This window comes from Sinorhizobium terangae, assembly GCF_009601505.1.
GTDB classification, from domain to species: domain Bacteria; phylum Pseudomonadota; class Alphaproteobacteria; order Rhizobiales; family Rhizobiaceae; genus Sinorhizobium; species Sinorhizobium terangae.
The window spans coordinates 15,708-38,773 of record NZ_WITC01000023.1 but is presented as its reverse complement, the minus strand read 5'-3'; the positions used below and the strand labels follow the sequence as shown (position 1 = coordinate 38,773).

22 protein-coding genes and 2 pseudogenes are annotated in these 23,066 nt (G+C 61.1%); 14 read left to right on the top strand and 10 right to left on the bottom strand.

The genetic code is table 11. The features are described 5' to 3' along the window. Positions 1-333: 333 nt before the first annotated feature. Both GHK62_RS04280 and GHK62_RS04275 read right to left on the bottom strand, forming a co-directional pair. Positions 334-1,335: an inorganic phosphate transporter gene (locus GHK62_RS04280; RefSeq protein ID WP_153437091.1), complete on the bottom strand. Its 1,002-nt coding sequence runs from the start codon at positions 1,333-1,335 to the stop codon at positions 334-336. Then, positions 1,335-1,978, bottom strand: a pseudogene (locus GHK62_RS04275) (DUF47 domain-containing protein). Before GHK62_RS04275 ends, GHK62_RS04280 begins: the two are co-directional and overlap by 1 nt. 430 nt (positions 1,979-2,408) lie before the next feature. Here GHK62_RS04275 and GHK62_RS04270 point away from each other — a divergent pair. Then, complete coding sequence (locus GHK62_RS04270; protein WP_153437090.1) at positions 2,409-2,885, top strand: NUDIX hydrolase; 477 nt, start codon at positions 2,409-2,411, stop codon at positions 2,883-2,885. A 389-nt stretch (positions 2,886-3,274) separates the two neighbouring features. Here the strand turns inward: GHK62_RS04270 and GHK62_RS04265 are convergent. Continuing rightward, positions 3,275-3,849 (bottom strand): annotated as a pseudogene (locus GHK62_RS04265) (aldo/keto reductase); the annotation flags it as partial. Between the two features lie 204 nt (positions 3,850-4,053). Next, entirely contained in the window at positions 4,054-4,674 is a 621-nt protein-coding gene (locus GHK62_RS04260) for a TetR/AcrR family transcriptional regulator (RefSeq protein ID WP_153437089.1), read from the bottom strand. Between the two features lie 106 nt (positions 4,675-4,780). Between GHK62_RS04260 and GHK62_RS04255 the strand changes: the two genes are divergently transcribed. Beyond that, positions 4,781-5,818, top strand: coding sequence for a saccharopine dehydrogenase NADP-binding domain-containing protein (locus GHK62_RS04255; RefSeq protein WP_153437088.1), 1,038 nt, complete (start codon positions 4,781-4,783; stop codon positions 5,816-5,818). Positions 5,819-5,845: 27 nt separating this feature from the next. Beyond that, positions 5,846-6,478 (top strand): GNAT family N-acetyltransferase, encoded by a 633-nt coding sequence (locus tag GHK62_RS04250; RefSeq protein WP_153437087.1) that lies wholly within the window; start codon positions 5,846-5,848, stop codon positions 6,476-6,478. A gap of 119 nt (positions 6,479-6,597) precedes the next feature. Here GHK62_RS04250 and GHK62_RS04245 read toward each other — a convergent pair whose 3' ends face one another. Continuing rightward, positions 6,598-7,347, bottom strand: a complete 750-nt coding sequence (locus tag GHK62_RS04245; protein WP_153437086.1) for a sulfite exporter TauE/SafE family protein — start codon at positions 7,345-7,347, stop codon at positions 6,598-6,600. A 96-nt stretch (positions 7,348-7,443) separates the two neighbouring features. Between GHK62_RS04245 and GHK62_RS04240 the strand changes: the two genes are divergently transcribed. After that, the gene (locus GHK62_RS04240) at positions 7,444-8,328 is read left to right on the top strand and encodes a LysR substrate-binding domain-containing protein (RefSeq protein WP_153437085.1); all 885 of its coding nucleotides are present in this window, start codon (positions 7,444-7,446) and stop codon (positions 8,326-8,328) included. 41 nt (positions 8,329-8,369) lie between these two features. On the opposite strand, the gene GHK62_RS04235 is transcribed toward GHK62_RS04240, so the two are convergent. The 3 genes from GHK62_RS04235 to GHK62_RS04225 all read right to left on the bottom strand — a co-directional run bounded on the left by GHK62_RS04235 (position 8,370) and on the right by GHK62_RS04225 (position 10,454). Beyond that, entirely contained in the window at positions 8,370-8,540 is a 171-nt protein-coding gene (locus GHK62_RS04235) for a hypothetical protein (protein ID WP_153437084.1), read from the bottom strand. Between the two features lie 210 nt (positions 8,541-8,750). Continuing rightward, positions 8,751-9,260 carry a tyrosine-type recombinase/integrase gene (locus tag GHK62_RS04230; protein ID WP_153437083.1) on the bottom strand — a complete coding sequence of 170 codons (510 nt, stop codon included), beginning with the start codon at positions 9,258-9,260 and terminating at the stop codon, positions 8,751-8,753. Positions 9,261-9,560: 300 nt separating this feature from the next. Continuing rightward, positions 9,561-10,454 carry a LysR family transcriptional regulator gene (locus GHK62_RS04225; protein WP_153437082.1) on the bottom strand — a complete coding sequence of 298 codons (894 nt, stop codon included), beginning with the start codon at positions 10,452-10,454 and terminating at the stop codon, positions 9,561-9,563. A 99-nt stretch (positions 10,455-10,553) separates the two neighbouring features. Between GHK62_RS04225 and GHK62_RS04220 the strand changes: the two genes are divergently transcribed. Next, on the top strand, positions 10,554-11,015 hold the full coding sequence (locus GHK62_RS04220) for a cupin domain-containing protein (protein ID WP_153437081.1): 462 nt from the start codon (positions 10,554-10,556) through the stop codon (positions 11,013-11,015). Between the two features lie 70 nt (positions 11,016-11,085). Next, entirely contained in the window at positions 11,086-11,931 is an 846-nt protein-coding gene (locus GHK62_RS04215; RefSeq protein ID WP_153437080.1) for an arylamine N-acetyltransferase family protein, read from the top strand. 366 nt (positions 11,932-12,297) lie between these two features. Here the strand turns inward: GHK62_RS04215 and GHK62_RS04210 are convergent, their stop codons facing one another. Next, positions 12,298-14,043, bottom strand: coding sequence for an adenylate/guanylate cyclase domain-containing protein (locus GHK62_RS04210; RefSeq protein ID WP_153437079.1), 1,746 nt, complete (start codon positions 14,041-14,043; stop codon positions 12,298-12,300). A gap of 302 nt (positions 14,044-14,345) precedes the next feature. After that, entirely contained in the window at positions 14,346-15,278 is a 933-nt protein-coding gene (locus GHK62_RS04205) for a LysR family transcriptional regulator (RefSeq protein WP_153437078.1), read from the bottom strand. A 95-nt stretch (positions 15,279-15,373) separates the two neighbouring features. Between GHK62_RS04205 and GHK62_RS04200 the strand changes: the two genes are divergently transcribed. The 8 genes from GHK62_RS04200 to GHK62_RS04165 all read left to right on the top strand — a co-directional run bounded on the left by GHK62_RS04200 (position 15,374) and on the right by GHK62_RS04165 (position 23,020). Continuing rightward, positions 15,374-16,525 carry a muconate/chloromuconate family cycloisomerase gene (locus tag GHK62_RS04200; protein ID WP_184108459.1) on the top strand — a complete coding sequence of 384 codons (1,152 nt, stop codon included), beginning with the start codon at positions 15,374-15,376 and terminating at the stop codon, positions 16,523-16,525. Positions 16,526-16,529: 4 nt separating this feature from the next. Next, a complete protein-coding gene (catC, locus tag GHK62_RS04195; RefSeq protein WP_153437077.1) occupies positions 16,530-16,820 on the top strand; it encodes a muconolactone Delta-isomerase in 291 nt (96 codons plus the stop codon). A gap of 74 nt (positions 16,821-16,894) precedes the next feature. Then, a complete protein-coding gene (gene catA, locus GHK62_RS04190) occupies positions 16,895-17,833 on the top strand; it encodes a catechol 1,2-dioxygenase (protein ID WP_153437076.1) in 939 nt (312 codons plus the stop codon). A 107-nt stretch (positions 17,834-17,940) separates the two neighbouring features. After that, positions 17,941-19,299, top strand: coding sequence for a Rieske 2Fe-2S domain-containing protein (locus GHK62_RS04185; RefSeq protein WP_153437075.1), 1,359 nt, complete (start codon positions 17,941-17,943; stop codon positions 19,297-19,299). Continuing rightward, positions 19,296-19,784, top strand: coding sequence for a benzoate 1,2-dioxygenase small subunit (gene benB, locus GHK62_RS04180; RefSeq protein ID WP_153437074.1), 489 nt, complete (start codon positions 19,296-19,298; stop codon positions 19,782-19,784). Before GHK62_RS04185 ends, benB begins: the two co-directional genes overlap by 4 nt. A gap of 42 nt (positions 19,785-19,826) precedes the next feature. Then, positions 19,827-20,864, top strand: a complete 1,038-nt coding sequence (benC, locus tag GHK62_RS04175; RefSeq protein WP_153437073.1) for a benzoate 1,2-dioxygenase electron transfer component BenC — start codon at positions 19,827-19,829, stop codon at positions 20,862-20,864. Continuing rightward, positions 20,861-21,646, top strand: a complete 786-nt coding sequence (gene benD, locus GHK62_RS04170) for a benzoate diol dehydrogenase BenD (RefSeq protein WP_153437072.1) — start codon at positions 20,861-20,863, stop codon at positions 21,644-21,646. Before benC ends, benD begins: the two co-directional genes overlap by 4 nt. Positions 21,647-21,688: 42 nt before the next feature. After that, a complete protein-coding gene (locus GHK62_RS04165) occupies positions 21,689-23,020 on the top strand; it encodes an MFS transporter (RefSeq protein WP_153437071.1) in 1,332 nt (443 codons plus the stop codon). The last annotated feature ends 46 nt before the right edge of the window (positions 23,021-23,066 follow it).

Below are 23,066 nucleotides of genomic sequence, written 5' to 3'. Positions count from 1 at the left end.
CCCGTAGAGTGTCGATCTTTCCCATTCCCATCGTCGCAGAAGCACCAGGAGCGGACGCTTCGCGCTACCCCTCCCTTCGTCCAGCTGCACCGCACGTTCAAATGCCGCTTCGGGTCGAGAATTCGCCTTCATCAGCGTCGTGGATGGGTGTGGAATCCAGAAATTCGCAGCATAAGTGCCAAATGGCTGCTCTGCGCCGACAAAAGAACCGGTTGAATGGTTTTGCCTGGCATGACGGCTGCGGTTCGACTTGATGCAAGGCGGTGGGGATTAAGCTGTTGGACAAAGCTAGCTATTTGTCTCGCCGAGCCGCTAGAAGGCGCGTGAGACTCTCTAGCCTATTATATCGACTGCATAGTAGGAAACGGCCGATATTAGCGCGGCCGCTGGTAGCGTGATTACCCAGGCGACGACGATATTTCCGGCGAGGCCCCACCGCACGGCCGAGACGCGGGCCGAGCCGACGCCGATGATGGCGCCGGTGATCGTATGGGTTGTCGAGACCGGAATGCCGAGCCAGGTGGCGGCAAAAAGCGTAATGGCGCCGCCGGTCTGCGCACAGAAGCCCTGCATCGGGTTGAGCTTGGTGATCTTCGATCCCATCGTGTGGACGATGCTCCATCCCCCGAAAAGCGTGCCGAGCGCAATTGCCGCCTGGCAGGTGAGGACCACCCAGAAGGGCACGTGGAATTCCGGCCCGAGGTAGCCTTGGGAAAAGAGGAGCACGGCGATGATGCCCATGGTCTTCTGCGCGTCGTTGCCGCCATGGCCGAGCGAATAAAGCGAGGCCGACACGAATTGCAGCCCTCGGAAGGTGTTGTCGACGGAGAATGGCGTCTGGCGCACGAACAGCCAGGAGACGATCAGCACCAGCAAAACAGCCAGCACGAAGCCGATCCCCCGTGACATGACAATGGCGCCGGCAGTCTTCAGGAGGCCGGACCAGACGATGGAACTGAAGCCGGCCTTGGCAAGGCCTGCGCCGACGAGGCCACCGACGAGCGCGTGCGAAGAGCTCGACGGGATGCCGAAGACCCAGGTCAGGATGTTCCAGACGATCGCACCAATCAGCGCCGCAAAGATGACCTGCGGCGTGACGATGCCGGGATTGATGATGCCCTTCCCAAGCGTCTCGGCCACATGCAGACCGAAGAAGAGGAAGGCGATGAAGTTGAAGAAGGCCGCCCACATGACGGCATATTGCGGCCGCAGCACCCGCGTCGAGACGATCGTCGCGATCGAATTGGCTGCATCGTGCAATCCGTTCAGGAAATCGAAAAACAGGGCAACCCCGATGAGACCCACAAGCAGCGGGAAGGCGAGGGTGGCGTCCATCAGACGTTCTCGATCACGATGCCGCTGATTTCGTTGGCAACATCCTCGAAGCGGTCGACGACCTTTTCGAGTTCGCCATAGATTTCGCTGCCGATGATATAGGCCATGGGATTGGTGCTGCCATGCCGCTTGAACAGGTCCTTCAGGCCCTGCTCTGCAGTTCGTCGGAGCGGCCTTCGACACGGGTCACCTCCTCGGCGATCGTGCTCAGGCGGTGCGCGTTGACGCCGATCCGGTTGAGGAGCGGAATGGCCTCGGCGACGAGATGCGCGGCCTCGACGACCGCGACGCCCATTGCCTGCATGCCGGGATCGAAGCTTTTCTGCTCATAGAGCCGGATGGTCTTCACCGTCTTGTGCATCATGTCGATCGCATCGTCCATCGACTGGATGAGATCCTTGATGTCGCCGCGGTCGAAGGGCGTGATGAAGCTGCGGCGCACCGCCAGCAGGACCTCTCGGGTGATCGCGTCGGCCTCGTCCTCAAGTTGGACGATGCGATCGCAATGGCGTTCGATGTCCGGTCCGCCAGCGAGCAGCGCGTTCAGCGCCTCCGCGGCCGCCATGACCGTGCGCGAATGCTGTTCGAACAGATCGAAGAACCGGTCTTCACGAGGGAGGAGCTTGCGAAACAGGCCGAGCATCGGCGATCCATGCGGTTGTCGATTGTCACAAATCCGTCATATTGGACCTGTGCGAGCTGGGAACGTTCCAAGGCCCCGGAAATGGCCGTTTCCCACAGGGATCCGTGCAGGCGCAGCACGCTAGACTTCGCGCGACTCAGGCTCTGATCAGGTCAAGATATCCCGGTCTGTCTTAGGCTCACACAATAAAATGCGCCCGCCAATCGGCGGGCGCTGAAGTAATGGCAATACTCCTCGCCCCCAAACGGGTGGTTCAGGAGCGATGCGCAATAAACTGTTCAAGTGGCAGAAAGGTTCCCTGGCTCCGCTTGATACATCAGCTTTCATTTTTTGCGTCCCGTCGACCGGGCAGAGAGATTGGCATAGATTGTCCGTCAACTGCTTTCCCAAGAATTTGACGAGCCCTGTTTCAGGCCGATTGAGCTGCGCCATGAAGAAGAATGAACGACACCTGACGCGACTTGCGAGCTTCGCAGGGTCAATGATGAAGAACGGCGCTGCCGAGCAGATTGGAGCGCTTTGCCATCGCCTGGGCGACAAGGGTTCCGTAGAAGTCCTCGTGATAACGACCCGTGACTCGCGTCGCTGGACCGTCCCGAAAGGCTGGCCCATCAAGGGGCTGAAATCTCACCAGGTTGCTGAGCGTGAGGCCTGGGAAGAGGCCGGTGTGGTCGGCAAGGCTAAGAAGCGTCCGTTGGGATATTACACGTACCTGAAGACGCTCGATAACGGCGAGAAGATACCCACCGTCGTGGAGGTTCACGCCCTGAAAGTAGACAAGGTCGACAGCACATTCCCGGAAGTCGACCAGCGGAAAGTCGAATGGTTGTCGCCGACCGAAGCTGCATTGCGCGTTCAAGAGCCTGAGTTGAAAGGGCTTCTGTCGAGTATGCTGAAAATGGGGTAAGTTCCCCCGCTTTTGGCATTGCACACTCTCAAGTAGGTCTCTCTCTCGGAAGATGACGTCATCAGAAAAGATCTCGCCGAGGCGAACGAGTTCACGAGCACAGCGCGAACACAGGGTACAGAATAGCGTACGTCGGTCCACATAGTGTGAACCTCTTCTAATAGGGACTCCGCGACCACATCCCGGTAGCGCGAAAGATCGGTGAATGTAACTGTCGGTCGAGACACATGTGCAGGAGGCGAACAACTTTAGAGCTAACGAACACGAAAGAAAGAATGCGCTCTGGGTGAAGAGCGGAAGCCGGACGACGGGAGCTGAACGGGCGCGGTGCGCCATGCGCCACCATACCGTCATGCGCCGTCGATGCATCATTGACGCATGCTCTCAAATCATGGAACGTCATCTCCCATTGCCGCCGTGTAGAGAGTGAACCAAGTCATCCGGTCGATCTTGACTTGTCCGGCCTTCGAGAGATTGCGGATACGATCGAGATTGTTGGTGCCGAGCACCGGGAGAATCTGCGCCGGGTGCGCCAGCAGCCACGCCAGAGCGACTGCTGCACGATCTACGCCATACGTGTGAGCAACGCGATCAAGAGCAGATGCTAAGCCTTCATCAGCGTCGTTTATCAATCGACCTCCCGCCAAAGGAGACCACGCCATCAGCGGAATTTGGCGCTGTTGGAAAAGGCTACGTCACCGTTTGTGAACGCGTCACGAGCGAGCAAGCTTAATTCGATTTCATTTACAGACAATCGCGTCGCCATCGCCGACTGCAGCAATTCATAATCCCAGGTCCGGAAATTCGAGACTCCAACAGCTCGTACCTTTCCTTCCTTGACCATTGCATCCAGCACCGCACCGGTCTCGAAGTGGTTTATGAACGGGTCGGGTCTGTGGATGAGAAGCAGGTCAATGTAGTCGGTATTCATGAGGCGAAGCGAGCGCTCCACCGAGGTCCGAATGCAGCGAACGGCCTCCACCGCGGCAGAGTGCCTCGTGGTCAGAGTATCCGCAACGGGGCGATCACCGAAAATTCAGGAACGGTATCGGTGAATGCCGGCTCAGGGGTCGATCTTCCCGGTTCCCATCCGTCGCGGTTTTGGTCGAAAGCAGTCGGGGGTCCGGTGCATAGGCGGCTGCTCGTGGCGCGCGTCGAAGCGGCGGAGTTACTGCCGTCGGCCCGAGCGTGACCTCGATGCCTCGCCAGCGGATATCAGTGCTTCGGCCGCGCGCCGAAGCAGCGGCGTGGCCTCGCCCGGCTCGAAAATTTGTGAGCTGACGAAGGCGCCGTTTATCAGAACCGCGAGCTGGCCCGCTAGTTCATCAGGGGCAGCCACGTCGAGATGCTCCGCGATCACTTTCAGCCGCCGCCGCATCTCGCGCTTATGGGCCTCGGCAATCTTGCGCGCGGGATGGTCAGGTTCAGGAAACTCGGCGGCTACGTTGATCTGTGGGCAGCCTCGATAGTGCGGCCTTCCGACACGTTCGCCAATCCAACCCATATGGGCGTCCAACTGCGCCTTGGCGTTGTTTTGGTGTTGCGCTGTCACGCTATCCCACTGGCCCCAGAAGTCCTGATCTTCGCGCTCCAGGAACGCGGCAACGAGATCGTCCTTCGTGCCGAAATGACGGTAGAGGCTCGTCTTCGCGACGCCGGCTTTCTCGACCACCAGGTCGACACCTACCGCCCGAACGCCTTGCTTGTAGAAGAGCTCTGACGCGGTTTCGAGGATCCTGTTGCGGACGTCGGCGCCGTGGCCGACAGGAATGGATGCAATTCTCGACATGCTCGGCCTCCACTTTGTCCAGCAGATATAGCACGGAAGGTCTTGACGCGCTACAGACCTGTATGTACTTCTCTGCAACAGACAGGTCTGTAGCATGGAGGAATTAATGACAGAGAATGTGATGATAGCCGCTGGGACGGTAGCGGTATTTGGAGCAACAGGGCATACCGGCCGCTTCGTGGTCGCGGAATTGTTGCGCCGTGGGCTTCGGCCGATCGCAATCGCCCGCAGTGCCGAGGCGTTCGCAGCGGCAAACTTTCGCGAGCCGGAGGTGCTCTGCCGCCCAGCGACCGTCGACGATGAGGGGTCGCTAATGCGGGTATTGGCCGGCGCAGAGGCCGTGATCAATTGCGCAGGGCCATTCCTCGATACCGCCGATGCGTTGGCCGCTGCAGCGGTAAAGTCAGGGATCCACTATATTGATGTCAGCGCCGAGCAACCGAGCGTCGGAACGACCCTTGAGAATTTCGATGAATCTGCCCGCCAAGCCGGAGTTGCGGTCATCCCCGGTATGGGGTTCTACGGCGGGTTCGCCGACCTGCTGGTCACCGCCACGTTGGGAGGCTGGACGTCTGCGGACACGATCGACATCTTCATCGGACTCGACAGCTGGCACCCGACGCGCGGCACCCGCGTTACCGGTGAACGGAACAAGGCAACGCGCATGGTTGTCTCCGAGGGCCGCCTCAGTCCCTTGGCTCTCCCGCCTGCGCAGAAGCACTGGGAGTTCGGGTCCGGGCTGGGCAGTCAGATCGTCAGCGAAATGCCATTCTCCGAGATCGTTCTGATCTCTCGGCACGTGAAGACAACAGAGCTCCACACCTATTTGAGCGCGGTCGCTCTCAGCGACATTCGCGACAAGGCGACGCCCGCTCCGAAGGCGGCGGACCCGACCGGGCGCTCAGCGCAACAGTTCGTCGTCGAAGTCGTTACGAGGCGCGAAGGAGCCAGTCGACGGACTGTTGCCCGAGGACAGGACATTTACGCCTTCACCGCACCGCTCGTCTGCGAGGTCGTCGAGCGTCTTCTCGGCCGGCAGTTCAGCCATGCAGGAGCACACGCGCCCGGCGAAATCCTCAACGCCGTGGAGGTGCTAACCGCGCTCCAGCCCGATCACTTGGCGTTCGAAATTGCCGCGAGGTGACCACGCAATCCAACAAAGAGGAGTGAAATGAAGGTGCGCGCTTCACTCTCGACGTCCGGGAAAAGGTTGCAACTACCGTTGGATCGCGAGCTCGGCATCAGTAAAACGCTGTTGGGTAGAGCACCAGAAATCCAAGTAGATGAGGTCGACGTGAGTTTCCGTATAGGAAGAGCCAACCGAGATCATTTTGCGGCATTACGCACGATAGAACTAGCTTCATTCGAGACCCTGCGCGGGGCGGGCGCCGTGACTGGTGAAGCGGCGGCCAGCAGTGACGGCGAACTGCAGCAATATCTCGATGCCGGCTTCCTATTCGCCGCATTCGACGAGCAGGCCATCCCCGTCGGCTACGGCGGAGGGTATATAGCGGACGGTTGCCTGCACATTGGCGAAGTGGACGTGCATCCAAGCTGGCAGAGAAGGGGCATAGGAAGGCAGATCATGAAAGCCCTGCTAGACGAAGGCCGTGCAAGAAAGCTCCAAGGTGCAACTCTAACGACGGATCGCCTCGCCCCCTTTAACGCGCCGTTCTACACGTCACTGGGATTCCACATTGTGGAGGGAGATGCATGTCCGGAGCGCCTGAGCGCCAACCTTGCGGCGGAAAAAGCTAAACGTCTCGACCCACTTCGTCGCGTTGCGATGATGCCCGTCTTTTGATGGCTTTCCTGGGAAGGATTCGACCGTTCTTCTCTTGGGGTCCAGCAGGCGATTTTTGATTTGCACTGAATCGACTTTCAAGTGACCGCTTTCTGGCCCGAACGGCGCTTCGAGTTCCTTCACACCAACGATCTCATCGACATTTCCGCTCCGAGCAGGAGCAAGCAGATAAGGAACAGGCGTCGAAAGGCAGCCGGGCTGATCCGCCCACGCAGCGCCTGGCCAGCCCACATGCCTGCCAGCGCAGGACCAAGAGCCAGTACCGAGAGCGCCAGTCCCTGGAGTTCGAATGCGCCGTGTGCGCCAAGCGCCGCGGCGAGTGCAACGGTCGACACAGTAAACGATAACCCGAGCGCCTGCACCAGATCGTCCCGCGGAAGGCTGAGTGCCTGCAAGTAGGGCACGGCCGGTATGACGAGTATCCCTGTGCCGCCCGTCACGACGCCGGTCACCGCGCCGATCAGCGGCGAAAGCCATGGCTCCCAGTGCCAGGGCACGCGAATCTGGGACCCCAGCAAGGAATAGCCGGCGTAAGTGACGAGCGCGGCGCCGAGGGCGGTGGTGGTCGCCTCGGTCTCGCCGCTGGTCAGCCATGTCACACCCAGCATCGTGCCGGTGCAGATCGCCAGCATCATCGGCCAGAATCGGCGGACGAGCGGACCGAAGGCGGGACCGGCCAGAAGCTGCCAGACATTGGTGACGAAGGACGGGACGATCAGCAAGCTGGCCGCCGAGAGCGGCGAGATCAGCGCGCCAAGCACTCCCATCGCCACCGTCGGCAACCCCATGCCGGTCACGCCCTTGACGACGCCGGCGGCGAAGAAGGTTGCGGCGGCCGCGAGCAGGACGGGCATGGACAGATCGGTCATGCCCCGTCATACCGTCTGACGCGCCGTAGACAATGCGGAAGTGCCGCAGTCAGCCTTCGGCTAGACCGAAGCCTTGCGCCCGATTATTCTGCCGCCATGCGTTTCGATGTGACCGACCTGCGCCTGTTTCTCACCGTGGCCGAGGCCGGCAGCATCACTCATGGCGCGGTCGAGGCCGGATTGTCGCTACCTGCCGCCAGCGAACGCCTGCGCGAGATGGAAACCTTGGCCGGCGTGAAGCTGCTGGACCGCGGCCGGCGCGGCGTGACACTGACCGAAGCCGGCGAGGCGCTGCTGCACCATGCGCGGCTGATCCTCTCCCAGATGGCTCGCATGCGCGCTGAGATCGGGCAGTTAGCGAAAGACCTGCGCGGCACTGTCCGCCTCCTGGCCAATACAGCGGCGTTGGCCGAGTTCCTGCCCGCGCGGCTCGCGCCCTGGCTGGCCACCCATCCGCAAGCCGATATTGTGCTCAAGGAACGCCAAAGCGCCGACATCGCCCGCAGTATCGCGCTCGGCTTCGCCGAAATTGGCGTGCTCTCGGATCTGGTGGAAACAACCGGACTGACGCTGCGCCCCTTCGTGACGGACCGACTCGTCGTGGTGGCGGGACGCGACCACGCCCTTGCGGCCATGCGACACGTCCGCCTTGCCGATCTTCGCGGTCAGCATTTCATAGCGCTGCGCGAAGGCGCCTTGCAGGATCACCTTGACGCGCAGGCGGCGCGCATCGGTCTGCGGATCAGGCCGCGCATTCGGCTGCGCGGGTTCGACGATATTTGCCGGATGGCGAGCGCCGGGGTCGGGGTCGGCATCGTGCCCGAGACGGCCGTACGCCGCTGCCGGAAATCGATGCCGATCTCCGTCAAACGCCTGGCGGAGGATTGGGCGGTGCGTCGCTTGTCGCTCTGCATCCGCAGCGACACGGAACTGACGCCGCTCGCGCAGAGCCTGCTCGAGCATCTTGAAGGCAAGGGGTAGGGTTCGGCCTTCACACTGGATCCAACACAGCCATCCGCTGTTCATTTGTCGCCCGGATGTTGCGATTTCCAGCGGCGGAAAGGCCCGTCGCGGGCGGCGAGCGCCATATAGCTCTTCAGCGCGAGATCGCCGCCACATTGGAAGGGAATGGCAGCGGCACTGCGACGGCGCGTCAGTAGCTCCGGACGTTTGAGGAAGCGCTGGCGTTGCACATCGGCTCATTCGAGAAAAAATGAATGAAAGCCGCGAAATTAATGAACGGGCGCAAATGTCCGGTAAATGTGCGGGTCGCGGTCAATAGCCACTTCCGGCTCGGGATCCAGCCATTCTGAGTAAATGCTGCCGAAGTCCGCAACGGGTCGACTTTGGCCCTCAGCGGGGCCAAAGAGCGGCGCTTCAATGAGAAGCGCCGCAATTCAGCACTACAACTCAACTTGTTCAGAGATGGCTAGGGCGTCATCGACCTCGATCCCGAGGTCCTGCACGGTGCTCTCCAGTTTTGTGTGGCCTAGCAAGAGCTGGACGGCGCGCAGGTTGCCGGTCTTCTTGTAAATGTGCGCCGCCTTGGTTCTCCTCATCGAGTGCGTGCCGTAGCGCTTGGGGTCAAGTCCGATGCTCGACACCCACCGCTCGACGATCCTGCCATATTGCCGCGTCGAGAGATGCGGCAATGCGTGGACGCGGCTGGGAAACAAGTAATCCCGTTCACCGAGTCTGCGACTTCCAATCCATGCAGCGACAGCCTCCCGCGTTTGGTCGGTCAGTTCGAATTGCACGGGTCGGCTGGTCTTCCTCTGGATAATGATCGCCCGGTCGCGAACCCTTCCGGAAATTGCCACATCAGCAACTGAGATCGCGACGAGATCACAAGCTCGCAATTCGCTGTCGATAGCGAGATTGAAAAGCGCTAGGTCACGCACCGCGCCCAGCATCTGGAGGCGAGTTCGGATGGCCTAGACCTCCTTCGGCTTCAATGGAGGCTTCTGACCGACGATGCGGCCGGAGTTCCAACTGGACATAGCTTTCCTCCCGAAAGCCACCCTCCACAGCCGCAGCGCTTAACCTCAAGCGGGCCGATGATAATCTTCCTCGAAGTGATACTGCGGCCCTAAGCGGACACTTGGGCACTACAGCGCCGCGCGTCTTACCAGACGCAAAGTAGACGTTCGTGAGAGCCTCCTGTCGCTGCTGCTCATTCTCACATTCATCCGGAGTGCGGGTTTTCGCCTCGTCTACGACCGCAGTTTGCCTGCCAGGAACGAGACGAAGCGTCGGACCTTTACCGCGATATGGCGATTGGCCGGATAGACCGCTTGCAGCTGTATCGTGCTGATATGCCAATCGGGGAGAAGACGTATCAACCGGCCCTGCCTGAGGTCTTCGCCAACGATAAAGTCGGGCAGGAGGACGATACCGACTCCCAGCAAGGCGGCGTCGCGCAGGCCAAGGCTGTGATTAAGTTCCAGCCGAGGCACGATTGGAATGCGAAACTCCTCACCGTTCCTGCTGAACGGCCAGATCCGCCCCCATCTTAGTTCGGCGAAGTGGAGACAGGAATGGTGTGCGAGGTCGTGCGGCGTCTCCGGTGCACCATGTTCGGCAATATAGGCGGGCGAAGCGCAAATCACGATTGACGATGTCGCCAGTTGCCGGGTGATAAGATTGATATCGACCTCGAGGCGGCCTCGAATTGCAAGGTCGAAGCCATCCTCGACCAGGTTCACGGCCCGATGCGACAGGTCCAGTTCCAGGGACACAGCCGGGTTGAGCTTGAGGAACTCCGAAACCGCCGGCACGATCACCAGATGCCCGAGGTCGGGCGGCGCGGATACCCGCAACCGCCCGACGGCTTCCTTCTGGAACGAGGTTGCCGCCCGTTCCGCCTCCCTTATCTGCGGCAGGATACCCGAAAGGGCTTCCCGGTAGGCCGCGCCCGCCTCGGTAAGGGCGATCTTGCGCGTCGATCTCTGGAAGAGGCGGATCCCGAGGCGATCCTCGAGCTGCCTGACCTGGGCTCCCACCGTCGCACGCGACATGCCGAGTTCGTCCGCCGCCTTAGTGAAGCTGAGATGCGTCGAAACAGTTAGAAAGGCGGCAATCCCGTCAAGCGGATCCAGCGTTTTCATGAGAGCGATTATCCGTTCAATAATGTCAATTCATCGCTCTTATCATGAGACGGAGCACAAAGTAATCGATGGGTGTCCTCAAGCAGAAGGAGACCCGACATGAAGACATTCACCTATGCGGCGGTATCGCCGCCGGGCCATGGAACGCCGGCAGCGGCGTTCGGCAAACACGTCATACGCATGATGGCCTCCAACACAGGCGGCACGCTGGGCATGCTCGAGGCCATCGTGCCGCCCGGGGAAGGTCCGCCGCTTCATGTGCACGAGCGCGAGGACGAGTTTTTCCGCGTCCTGTCCGGTTGCTTTGGCTTCTGGTGTGCCGGCGACTATGTCGAGCTGGCAGAGGGGGGCTGCATCGCGCTGCCGCGCGGCGTGCCGCATCGGTTCAGGAACATCGGAGAGACGGAAGGCTGCCTCATGGTCGTCGTGACGCCGGGCGGGTTCGAGAACTTCTTTCCGATCATCGAGCTCTGCAAGCCCGAAACGCCCGAGCAGATCGCCTCCGTCGCAATGGATTTCGGCCTCACCTTCCTGCCCGACGACGATCGCAAGGTCGCCTGATCCGGCGACACATCGCCCCCCGAAATACAGCACCGACAACAACAACGGTCCATCGAAAGGAGACCGAAGGATGACACACGCGCCTTCAAACGAAATCGGAATGACCCTGACAGCCAGCCAATTGGACACGTATCTCGCAAGGATCCGGGTCGACCGGCCGATTTCTCTCGACCTTCACGGCCTGTCGAAACTTCACCGCGCTCACCTCATGACCTTCACCTGGGAGGCGCTGGATGCCTTCATGGGATGGCCGTCCTCGATCACCCCGGCATCCGCCTTCGCCAAGATGGTGGAGGGGAGGCGCGGCGGCTGGTGCTACGAGATGAACGGTCTCTTCGGCGCAGTGCTTGATGCGCTCGGTTTCCGGGTGACCCGTCTTTGCGGCGGCGTTGACCGCGAAAAACTGGGCGACATCGCCATCGGCAATCACCTGACCCTGCGTGTCGATCTCGACCGCCCCTATCTCGCCGAGGTCGGCGTCGCCGACGCCATCGTCGAACCCGTGCCGCTTGCTGTCGGACCGATCAGCCAGCGCGGTTTCGATTTTTCGATTATGCCGACGGAGGACGGCTGGCTGCGCTTCAACAATCATGTGCATGGCATCGCACACAGCTTCGATTTCCGGGCCGATCACAGCGATGAGGCGGCCATGGCCGGCACGCATTCCTGGTTGATCCGGGACCCCGCGTCGCCATTCACAAACGCGCTGGCAGTCCTGCGTCATACCGCGGACGGCTATGTCGCCCTGCAGAACGATTGCTTGCGCACCGTGAAGCCCAACAGTGTTAGCGAACACCGCATCACAAGCGCGGACCATCTCGCGGACACGTTTGAGACCATTTTTGACCTCGAGATTCCCCGGCCCGAACGCGTCTGGGACAAGGTCCAGGCGATTGGCCGCGACAAGGCTGCCTGAACAGGCGACACCCTTTCAACACTCTGGAACTCGAGGAAACATCGATGCTTCGCATAGCCGCATTCTGTATCGGTTTCGCACTGACCACGGTTCTCACGGTTGCCGCAGGTTCGATGAGCAGGCCCCCGCCGGTCGCTCTCCGTCGAACTTGGCCATCGGGGTAGCTCAGGGTCAATATACCCTGATAGGTCGGTTTGATTGCCGAACGACTGAGGATCGGCGCACAGCGGTTTTCCACAGTTCGATCTACGAAAGTCGTCTTTGGGTCGATCTTTCACGTTCGTCAGAGGGCGCTCCAGAGGGTGGTTTTCTGCCTTGCCTTCGCTTGCGACGAACGCGACGGAAGTGCCAAAAGCGCGCGGTCACTTATCTTGGGAGTCCGGCCGTACACATCGCCTGAATTAGGCGATCAACATCGGCCTCGTGTCGAAATGCGAACAGACGCCTGACGCGGCGCGCGCTCGGCCTGCCGGCAAAGTGCTGCGGATATGTCCGGATGAACTCCGCCATATGCCGCCGTGCGTCTTCCAGCCTGCCGACAATAACGCAGGCCGCGGCTAACATCGCTCGCGTCTCCGGGGTTGCATCCGGCATTCGTTCCCAAATGGCAACAGCCTCCGGATATTCCCCGGCGCAAAGATGACAACCGGCCAGAAAACACTGATACCAGCTGGGAAAATGCGGATTGAGCCGTATGGCGGCCTGCGCTAAATCGATGACCGCTGCTCCCTCGCCGGACCATGCCAGGACCAGAGCCGATTTTGCCAGCGTGTCCGCGTCGTTAGGATTGATGGCCATGGCCCGCTCCAGGTGCGCCTTGGCCTGGTCAAATTCCCTGCGTCCAAGATGCACCCAGCCCAGAACGACGTGCGGCAAGGGATCCGTGTCGTCGAGGGAGACAGCCTTCTTCGCATGGTCCTCGGCCTTCTGAAGCGACGCCTTCGGATCGACATCCCAAGCCGAATAGAATCCGCCACGATCATAGGTAACGGCTAGCCCTGCGTGGGCGCGGGAGTAATCCGGATCGGTCTCCAGGGCTTTCTCAAACAGTTGGCGTGCTTCGAGATTGCCCCCATGCGTGTAAAGATCGAGGCTGCGTTTGCCGCGCAGCCAGAAGTCGTAAGCACGCATGCTGTCCGGGGGCTTGCGGCGGGCTTTCGCCCAATCCTCCTCCTCCACGCGCACAGCTAGGGCGGCGACGATCCTTTTCGTCACCTCATCTTGAACCGAGAACAGTTCTGTCAATTTGCTATCGTAGCGCTCGCCCCAGACGTGAGTGCCTGTGACGGTATCGATCAGCTGCGCCGAGATGCGAATTCGATCCCCGCTTCGTCGAACGCTCCCTTCAACCACGTACCGCGCATTCAGTTCCCTTCCGATCCGCAGGACATCGGCGGCTTTGTCCCGGTAATGAAAAGAGGAGTGGCGCGCGATCACGAGCAACTGCTGGAAGCGGGCCAGTTCCGTAATGATGTCCTCGGTGATGCCGTCGCTGAAATAGACTTGGGCAGGATCTGCGCTCATATTTTCGAAAGGCAGGACGGCAATCGACGGCTTGTTGCTCGAAGGTGGCGGGGACGGCAGCTTCGCCTGCGCGGTTGTGCTCAGTCGCGCCTGAAACACCCGGATCGGCCGGATGATATTCTTGAGCTCTCGAAATCCGAGATCGTCGAATCCGAACCGCAATTCGCCGTCTACGCATTCATGAACATTCCCCGATATGCAAATGCCGCCGGGCTCGGCGAGGGCCTCAAGGCGCGCGGCGACGTTGACGCCGTCGCCAAAAAGATCTTCGCGATCGATCATGACGTCGCCGAGATTGATCCCGATCCGGTACTGCATCCTCTGGCCTTCCGGAAGGTCGAACGACATCGATGCGAGTTTATGCTGGACCTCAAACGCAGCCCGCACCGCCTCGACAGGGCTGACGAACTCAGCAATTAGGCTGTCGCCCGCACCGCCGAAGACCCTGCCGCCGTGGATCTCAATCAGACGTTCGATGACGGCCCGGCAAACGCGCAGTGCACTATAGGTACGCTCCTCGTCGAGCTCCATTAGCCGGCTGTAACCGACAACGTCGGCCGCGAGTATAGTCGCCAGCCTGCGCTCCACGTCTTACCTCCAATGTCACTCGCGACGCTCAGCCCGAGCAGTCCAACTATATACGAATTGAAAGTCCGACTGTAGCTCGACGCAACATCCGCCGTTATGCCGATTACTTTGGGCTCAAACGTAAACTGAGATCAGGGTGAATTGCGTAGGGCCTTTCGTGCAGCGGCCGCCTCGCGTCCAACACCGGACATCGCTGGCGCTGCCGGGAAGCTTCCGCATTGGGTCGATCTTTCGCGTTCCAGAGGGTCGCATACGAGGCTATCTTTGGCTGTCTGCAGTGCGGCCGAAGATTCGAGGGAAACTCAGGCCCCGTCAAGTTGCACGTTGGACAGTTGCAGCCACGGCGGGTTGTCGGCGTACATCTCGCGAATGAGCTGCTTGATCTCTTCGATCCTTCCTTTTGCATCGTCGCGCCGGAAGCTCATGATGATCGGCGAGGTGGCCTTCTCATCTTTTATGACGCGGTAACAGACGTCGTCGGGTCTTTGCCGCTGAGAGGCTGTGGGAATGATGCACAAGCTCATACCGGCCGCCACGATGCCCAGCGCCGTCTGGATTTCACGGACCTCTTCCACGCTGCCAGGAGAAATGCCTTGCTCGCTCAACATGTTGAGGACCTCGTCGGCAAAGCTCGGCCGCGGCGCAGACGGATAGACGACCAGCGGTTCCCCCTCCAGTTCGGCAAGGCCGATCGGTTCGGTGGAGAGCGATTTTGGATGCCCCTTTGGAAAGGCGACCACCAGTCGTTCCTCCCGAAGCGTCAGCCTCTCGACTTCCCTGTCGTTGAAGCGGACCCTGCCGAAGCCGACATCGATCCGCCTCTCCTTGAGAGCGGTGACCTGCTCGGTCGACATCATTTCCCGGATCTCGATGTCGAGATCCGGCCAGCGCTCGCGCATGCGGCGGACGAGGTCCGGTATACCGCCATAGAGCGTCGAGCCGACGCAGCCAATGACGTAGCGCTCCCGACGAGATAAGCCGATCTTGCGCGTCTGCTCGCGCATATTTTCGATGCGAGCAATGATCTGTCCGGCCTGCTCGTAGAAGAAGCGGCCAGCCTCCGTCAAATCGAGCGGTCGGTTCGAGCGGTCGATAAGCAGAACGCCGAGTTCGTCTTCCAGTTGCTGTATCTGCCGGCTGAGGGGCGGCTGGGCAATATGCAGGATCTCTGCAGCACGCGAGAAGTTCCGCTCGCGCGCGACGGCGAGAAAATAACGCAGCTGCCTCAGTTCCATGAGCATACCTTTTAGGTATCAAATTCAACTTTTATAGTTTTGGACTGGTTTTAAAGTGGACGCTAATTTCCTCGTAATCAAGGGAGGAAAGCCTCGTGTCTACGGCAATCCGCATCAGCGCGATCGAAACAATTATACTCGATCTGCCCACCATCCGGCCGCATCGGCTGTCGATGGTCACCATGAACCGGCAGAGCATGACCATCGTCCGCGTCCACTGCTCCGACGGCTTCGAAGGGCTCGGAGAGGGGACGACGATCGGCGGGCTCGCCTACGGGGCTGAAAGCCCGGAAGGCATGAAATTGACGATCGACGAGTATATCGCGCCGCTGCTGATCGGCCGTGACGCGACGCGCATCCAGGCAGCCATGGACGTAGTCGTCAAAGCGGTAAAGGGAAATCACTTCGCCAAATGCGCGGTCGAGGCGGCCCTGCTCGATTGTCATGCGCGCCGCCTCGGTCTGCCGATGTCGGAACTGCTCGGTGGCCGGCGCCGCGACAGCCTGCCGATCGCTTGGACGCTCGCCTCCGGCGACACGGCCAAGGACATCGACGAGGCGCAAGCCATGCTCAGCCGGCAGCGCCACAAGGACTTCAAGCTGAAGATCGGCGTGAAATCGATCGAAGAGGATGTCCGCCATGTGGGCGCGATCCGCAAGGCACTACCGGACCTGGCTTCCATCCGGGTCGACGTGAACATGGCGTGGCGGGAGCGGGAAGCGCGCAATGCCATCCAAGCTCTGGCTGACGCCGGCTGCGTGCTGGTCGAACAACCGGTGCCGGGGATCACAGCGCTCGCCCGGCTGCGGCGGGCTTCCCCAATCGCCATCATGGCCGACGAAGTTCTGATTGGACCGGAAAGCGCGCTTGAGGCCGCGACTGCGCGGGCTGCCGACGTGTTCTCGATCAAGATCGAGCAGGCGGGAGGGTTGTTTGCCGCCGCCCGGGTGATCGCGATCGCGGAAGCTGCAGGCGTCAGCGTCTACGGCGGCACCATGCTGGAGGGGCCGATCGGCACGATTGCCGCTTCTCAGTTGATGGCAACCGTCAAGGAGCTGGAATGGGGCACCGAGTTCTTCGGTCCGCTGCTTCTGACCGAGGAACTCCTGGAGGAGCCGCTGCGCTTCGAGAACTTCGAGCTGCGATTGCCATCGGGTCCCGGGCTCGGCGTGATGCTTTCCGAGGAAGCCGTCGATCGTTTCCGCAGGGACGGCAAGCAAGCTTCGACCTTGCGTGTGGTGGGGTGAGATCATGCTGTTTCATGTACGGATGGACGTTCGCATTCCCCATGATCTGCCCTCAGACGCAGCGGCAGAGATCATTGCCCGGGAAAAAGCCTACGCGCAGGAACTGCAGCGCAGCGGCAAGTGGCGGCATATCTGGCGGATCGCCGGTCAGTACGCGAACTACAGCGTCTTTGACGTCAAGGACAATGCGGAATTGCACGAGGTTCTCTCGGGACTTCCGCTATTCAAATTCATGGACATCGAGGTGACGCCACTTCTGCGGCATCCCTCCGCGATCCGTGAGGACGACAGCTGATGCCGTCGTCACCGGTGCTCCCGGGAGGACGGGAACCGGCGCAGTTTCAAAGCAGTCCAAGTGGAGGAATCAACATGAACGTGAAGATTTTCGACAAGCCGGAGATCCAGGACTTTCTCAAGGTCCTCAGCGGCTTGGACAAGACCGGCGGCAATGCGCGCGTAAAAGAGATCGTTCACCGGATCATGTCAGACCTGTTCAAAGCTATCGACGATCTCGACATCACCCCCGACGAATACTGGACCGGCATCGCCTGGCTCAACGAGATCGGCGCGGCCGGCCAGGCCGGCCTGATCTCGCCCGGCCTCGGTCTCGACCATTTCCTCGACGAGCGTCTTGACGCGATCGACGAGGCCCTCGGCATCGACAATCCGACCCCGCGCACGATCGAGGGGCCGCTCTATGTCGCCGGTGCGCCGGTTTCACACGGCTTTGCCCGCCTGGACGACGGAACCGACGAGAACGGTCACACCCTCATCATGCACGGCACCGTCTATCGTGCCGACGGCAGACCGCTGCCGGGCGCCATGGTCGAAGTCTGGCACTGCGATACCCGCGGTTTCTACTCGCATTTCGATCCGACGGGAAAGCAGGCGCCGTTCAACATGCGCCGCACGATCATCGCCGACGCAAATGGCTGTTACAAGTTCCGGAGCATCGTGCCGCACGGCTACGGCGTGCCGCCAGGCAGCCCGACCGAGCAACTGCTTTTCGCGCTCGGTCGCCACGGCCAGCGTCCGGCGCATATCCACTTCTTCATCAGCGCCGACGGCCATCGCAAGCTGACAACCCAGATCAACATCGAGGGCGATCCGCTGGTCAACGACGACTTCGCCTATGCGACGCGCGACGGTCTGGTTCCAGCTCTCATCGAGCGGACTGACGAGGCAAGCATCAAGGCCAACGGACTGAGTGGACCGTTTGCGGAGATCAGGTTCGACATTCATCTGACGGCCATGGTGAATGGCGTCGACAACCAGATCAACGAGCTGCGCAAGCGCGCGGCCGCCTGAGCGGCAAGGCCGACGACCCGATCGGGGTCGCCAGCCCCAACCATCGTCATCAACGACTTAGTTGCAAAGGTTGCGCCAGCCAGCGCGCTCTTTGCGGGAGATAGGTCATGTCTGCGATTATCGACAAAGCCCGGGACCTCGATCATCTGCTCGCCACTGCCGTGCAGGACGACATGGAAACCGGCAAATTCCGCTGCCGCCGCGACATCTTCACCAACGAAGACCTGTTCGATTTGGAGATGAAACACATCTTCGAGAGCAACTGGGTCTATCTGGCCCATGAAAGCCAGATTCCGGGAAATAACGACTATTACACCACCTATATCGGCCGTCAGCCGGTGGTCGTCACCCGTGACAAGAACGGGGAACTGCACGCGGTCATCAATGCCTGCGCCCACCGAGGCGCCATGCTGTGCAGGCGCAAGCACGGAAACAAGGGCAGCTTCACCTGTCCCTTCCACGGCTGGACGTTCTCCAACACCGGCAGACTACTCAAGGTCAAGGACGAGAAGACGACCCAGTATCCGCCCCAGTTCGCGCAGAACGGTTCGCACGACCTGAAGCGCGTTCCGCGTTTTGAAAGCTATCGCGGCTTCCTGTTCGGCAGCCTCAAGGAGGAGGTGGCGTCGCTCGAGGACTTCCTTGGGGAGACGAAGGTCATCATCGACCAGATCGTCGATCAGGCGCCGAACGGGCTGGAAGTGCTACGGGGCAATTCGTCCTACGTCTATGACGGGAACTGGAAGTTGCAGATGGAAAACGGCTGCGACGGCTATCACGTCAGCTCAGTGTACTGGAACTATGCCGCGACCATGGGACGGCGCAAGGAGGAGGGCACGAAGTCGGTTGACGCCAGCGGCTGGAGCCGGTCGATCGCGGGTGTCTACGGCTTCGAGAACGGCCATATCCTCTTGTGGACCACCACCATGAATCCCGAGGTCCGTCCGATCTTCAGTCATCGGGACGAGATCAGGACCCGTGTCGGCGACGTGCAGGCGGATTTCATCGTCAACCAGACCCGCAATCTCTGCATCTATCCGAATGTGTTCCTGATGGACCAGTTCAGCACGCAGATACGCGTGACGCGTCCGATCAGCGTCGACAAGACCGAAATCAGCATCTTCTGTTTCGCGCCGAAGGGCGAAAGTGCGGCGGACCGGGCGCTGCGCATCCGCCAGTACGAGGACTTCTTCAATGTCTCCGGCATGGGCACGGCCGACGATCTGGAGGAGTTCCGCGCCTGCCAGGCCGGCTACGCCGGCACGGCCGCGCCCTGGAACGACCTGTCGCGGGGCGCGCCGCTCTGGATCGACGGTCCGGACGAAAATGCGAAGAGGATGGGCATAAAGCCGTTGCTATCCGGCGAACGCAGCGAGGACGAGGGGCTGTTCGTCCGCCAGCATGAATATTGGGCCAAGGTGATGCGCCAGGCGCTGGCCGCCGAAAGGGAAGGAGTGGTCGCATGAGTATTTCCTATGAAACCGCCTGCGCCTTCCTTTACCGGGAAGCGCGCCTTCTGGACGACCGCGAGTGGGACGAATGGCTTACCTGCTACGCGCCGGACGTGACCTATTGGATGCCGGCCTGGGACGATGACGACCAGCTCACCGAAGATCCGCAGACGCAGATCTCGCTGATCTACTATCCGAACCGCGACGGCCTCGAAGACCGGGTCTTCCGTATCAAGACCGAGCGTTCCGGCGCCTCGACGCCGGAGCCGCGCACCAGCCATAACGTGGCCAATGTCGAGTTCGTGGAGAACCGAGGCGACGAGGTCGACCTTCGCTACAACTTCCACACGCTCAATCACCGCTACAAGGTCACCGACCACTTCTTCGGCACCATGTTCGTCACCCTGCGCAGGAGCGACGACCGCCTGCTGATCTCGGCCAAGAAGATCGTGTTGAAGAACGACTACATCCGCCAGGTGATCGACGTCTATCACATCTGACAGACGCCGCCGGACTGCACAGGGACTGATGAGGAGGGTTCCATGGCCAGCTACAGCATCGCTTTGAACTTCGAGGACGGCGTTACCCGTTTCATCGAATGCAAGGACAGCGAGAAGGTTCTCGATGCCGCCTTCCGCAACAAGATCAACCTACCGATGGATTGTTCCGACGGCGTATGCGGCACATGCAAGTGCCGCGCCGAGAGCGGTCGCTACGACCTCGGCGACGACTATATCGACGATGCGCTGACGGCCGACGAGGCTGAGAGCGGCCTCGTGCTGACCTGCCAGATGCGGCCGTCCTCCGACTGCATCATCTCGGTTCCCACGACCTCGGTCGCCTGCAAGACCGGGCAGCAGACCTTCGCCGCCACCGTCGCCAATGTTGTGCCGCATAACGATGCGGCGATCGTGCTGGAACTGGATGTGGATGCCCAGGCACCCGCGTTCCTGCCCGGTCAGTACGTCAATATAGGCGTGCCGGGCGGCGGCCAGAGCCGCTCCTATTCCTTCAGCACGGCGCCCGGCGAACGGCGCATCGGCTTCCTAATCAAGAAAATCCCGGGCGGCGTCATGAGCAGTTGGCTGGAGCGCGCCGAGACCGGAACGAAGCTCGAGCTGACCGGTCCCTTGGGCAGCTTCTATCTCAGGGAGGTCGAGCGACCGCTCCTGTTCCTTGCCGGCGGCACGGGTCTTGCGCCGTTCCTGTCAATGCTCGAGGTGCTGGCGTGCGAGAATCCGCAAGAGCGGGTTCACCTCGTCTACGGCGTGACCCGGGATCTGGACCTGGTTCTCGTCGACGAGATCGAGGCTTACGCAAAACGGCTCGCCAACTTCACTTACAGTACCGTCGTGGCCGACGAGGCGTCCAGCCACCCGCGCAAGGGCTGGGTCACCCAGCATATGCCGGCCGAGGTGCTCAATGGTGGCGATGTCGACGTTTATCTGTGCGGTCCGCCGCCGATGGTCGACGCCGTGCGTACCTATTTCGACGACAACGCGGTGAAACCTCACAGCTTCCATTACGAGAAGTTCACGCCCAATGCGGTGGCGAAGGATCTGAAAGGTAGGGCCGCATGAGTGCGGCGCGCTTCCACGATCGGTTTGCCGGCAAGGTACTGGTCGTCACGGGTGCCGCGCAAGGCATCGGCCGAGCCGTGGCGATCCGCGCAGCGGAGGAGGGCGGCCAGGTCCTGTTCGTCGACCGCGCCGACTTCGTCGCCGAGGTAGCGGCGCAGGCCGGCATGAACGCCGCGGTCTTCAACGCCGACCTCGAAACCTATGAGGGGGCGGCGGCGGCGATGCGATTTGCCGCCGAGAAGTTCGGCGGCATCGACATCCTGATCAACAATGTCGGCGGCGCGATCCGCATGCGTCCCTACGCTGAGTTCGAACCGCAGCAGATTAACGCCGAAATCCGCCGCTCGCTGATGCCGACGCTCTACTGCTGCCACGCCGTTCTACCGCATCTCTTCGCTCGCGGCGGCGGCACGATCGTCAATGTGTCGTCGAACGCCACCCGCGGCATCCACCGTGTCCCCTATTCGGCGGCGAAGGGCGGCGTGAACGCCATCACCCAGTCGCTCGCCATGGAGCTCGCCGGGCGGAACATCCGTGTCGTCGCCACGGCGCCCGGCGGTACCGAGGCCCCGCCGCGCCGCATCCCCCGCAACGCCGCCGGCGATAGTGGGGCGGAAAAGGGCTGGATGGCCGACGTCGTGAGCCAGGTGAAGCAATCCAGTTTCATGAAGCGGTACGGAACCATCGAGGAACAGGCCGCGCCGATCCTGTTTCTGGCGTCGGAGGAGGCGTCCTACATCACCGGCAGCGTGCTGCCGGTCGCCGGGGGCGATCTCGGCTGAAAGCTCACAGTTCCATGCGTAACAACTCGGGGAGGAGTGGTAATGCGCAACATCGATGTCAATGAAGCAATAGACGGCTCGCCTTTCGGGCGCTTCCAGTGGACGGTGGTCGCTCTCTGCGCTTTGCTGCTGGTTGTCGACGGTTACGACGTTTTCGTAGCCGGCACCGTGTTGCCGACGCTGATAGGAGAATGGGGCCTGAGCAAGCCTGAGGCCGGCGCTTTGCAGGCATGGGCGCTGTTCGGCATGATGTTCGGTGCTCTCGTTTTCGGTCCGCTTGCGGACCGGATCGGACGCAAGAAGGGCATTACCATCAGCTTCATGCTGTTTACCGTCTCCACCCTCTTGACCGGCCTTACCGGTTCGCCGGGTGAGTTCAAGCTTTTCCGTTTCATCGCCGGCTTCGGCTGCGGCGGGCTGATGCCGAACGCTGTGGCCCTCATGAACGAGTATGCGCCGAGGCGCCTTCGCGGCACCATGGTCGCGCTCATGTTCTCCGGCTATTCCGTCGGCGGCATGGTCGCGGCTGGCCTCGGCATCGGCATGATCCCGCAATACGGCTGGAAGCCGATGTTCTTCATGGCGGCACTGCCGTTGTTGATGCTGCCGTTCATCCTGTGGAAACTGCCGGAATCGCTCGGCTTCCTGATCCGCCAGGGCAAGCAGGACCAGGCCAAGCGGATCTACCGCAAGATTGATTCCTCCGCGCCTCTTGGCAACGGCGACAGGCTGGTCTTCTCCGAGACCGAGGGGGCCTCGGCATCGGTCCTCGAGCTCTTCCGTCATCAGCGCACGCTGCGCACAATCATGCTGTGGGTCGCCTTCTTCTGCTGCCTGCTGCTCGTCTATCTGCTGTCGTCCTGGTTGCCGAAAGTCTTGCAGGAGGCCGGCTATGCGGAGAAAGCCAGCCTACTCAGCCTCTTCTCGCTGAATTTCGGCGGCATGGTCGGCGCGATCGCCGGCGGCTGGCTGGGCGACCGGTTCGGTCTGCCGAAGGTGGTGGTCAGCTTTTTCGTTGCCGCTGCCGCATCGATCGCGCTGATCGGCTTCAATCTGCCCGCAGGGCTGCTGTTCCTGATGGTGTTCGTTGCCGGCGCCACCACGATTGGCACGCAGATCCTGCTCTATGCCAGCGTGGCCCAGCTTTATAACCTCTCCGTGCGCTCCACGGGATTGGGCTGGGCCTCGGGCGTCGGCCGCATCGGCGCGATCGTCGGGCCGACCTTGGGCGGTGTGCTTCTGGCACAGGAATTTCCGCTTCAGCAGAACTTCCTGATCTTCTCGATCCCGGCGGCGATCTCGGCCCTCGCCATGCTGGTGTTCGCGATAAGCAGCGCGCGTCGCTCAAGCGCCGTGCAGCTTGCCACGGCGTAAGTGGGCACGGCCGATCGCATGTGCCAGACCACTGGTCATCCCTATG

What these genes read in the sequence shown, in the direction of transcription:
- GHK62_RS04230 (WP_153437083.1), bottom strand. Translation starts at nt 9,260, where the DNA reads ATGCTGGGCGCGGTGCGTGACCTAGCGCTTTTCAATCTCGCTATCGAC.
- GHK62_RS04165 (WP_153437071.1), top strand. Translation starts at nt 21,689, where the DNA reads ATGCGCAACATCGATGTCAATGAAGCAATAGACGGCTCGCCTTTCGGG.
- GHK62_RS04225 (WP_153437082.1), bottom strand. Translation starts at nt 10,454, where the DNA reads ATGAAAACGCTGGATCCGCTTGACGGGATTGCCGCCTTTCTAACTGTT.
- benB (WP_153437074.1), top strand. Translation starts at nt 19,296, where the DNA reads ATGAGTATTTCCTATGAAACCGCCTGCGCCTTCCTTTACCGGGAAGCG.
- GHK62_RS04245 (WP_153437086.1), bottom strand. Translation starts at nt 7,347, where the DNA reads ATGACCGATCTGTCCATGCCCGTCCTGCTCGCGGCCGCCGCAACCTTC.
- catA (WP_153437076.1), top strand. Translation starts at nt 16,895, where the DNA reads ATGAACGTGAAGATTTTCGACAAGCCGGAGATCCAGGACTTTCTCAAG.
- GHK62_RS04205 (WP_153437078.1), bottom strand. Translation starts at nt 15,278, where the DNA reads ATGGAACTGAGGCAGCTGCGTTATTTTCTCGCCGTCGCGCGCGAGCGG.
- GHK62_RS04270 (WP_153437090.1), top strand. Translation starts at nt 2,409, where the DNA reads ATGAAGAAGAATGAACGACACCTGACGCGACTTGCGAGCTTCGCAGGG.
- GHK62_RS04255 (WP_153437088.1), top strand. Translation starts at nt 4,781, where the DNA reads ATGACAGAGAATGTGATGATAGCCGCTGGGACGGTAGCGGTATTTGGA.
- catC (WP_153437077.1), top strand. Translation starts at nt 16,530, where the DNA reads ATGCTGTTTCATGTACGGATGGACGTTCGCATTCCCCATGATCTGCCC.
- benC (WP_153437073.1), top strand. Translation starts at nt 19,827, where the DNA reads ATGGCCAGCTACAGCATCGCTTTGAACTTCGAGGACGGCGTTACCCGT.
- GHK62_RS04220 (WP_153437081.1), top strand. Translation starts at nt 10,554, where the DNA reads ATGAAGACATTCACCTATGCGGCGGTATCGCCGCCGGGCCATGGAACG.
- GHK62_RS04250 (WP_153437087.1), top strand. Translation starts at nt 5,846, where the DNA reads ATGAAGGTGCGCGCTTCACTCTCGACGTCCGGGAAAAGGTTGCAACTA.
- benD (WP_153437072.1), top strand. Translation starts at nt 20,861, where the DNA reads ATGAGTGCGGCGCGCTTCCACGATCGGTTTGCCGGCAAGGTACTGGTC.
- GHK62_RS04240 (WP_153437085.1), top strand. Translation starts at nt 7,444, where the DNA reads ATGCGTTTCGATGTGACCGACCTGCGCCTGTTTCTCACCGTGGCCGAG.
- GHK62_RS04185 (WP_153437075.1), top strand. Translation starts at nt 17,941, where the DNA reads ATGTCTGCGATTATCGACAAAGCCCGGGACCTCGATCATCTGCTCGCC.
- GHK62_RS04215 (WP_153437080.1), top strand. Translation starts at nt 11,086, where the DNA reads ATGACACACGCGCCTTCAAACGAAATCGGAATGACCCTGACAGCCAGC.
- GHK62_RS04260 (WP_153437089.1), bottom strand. Translation starts at nt 4,674, where the DNA reads ATGTCGAGAATTGCATCCATTCCTGTCGGCCACGGCGCCGACGTCCGC.
- GHK62_RS04280 (WP_153437091.1), bottom strand. Translation starts at nt 1,335, where the DNA reads ATGGACGCCACCCTCGCCTTCCCGCTGCTTGTGGGTCTCATCGGGGTT.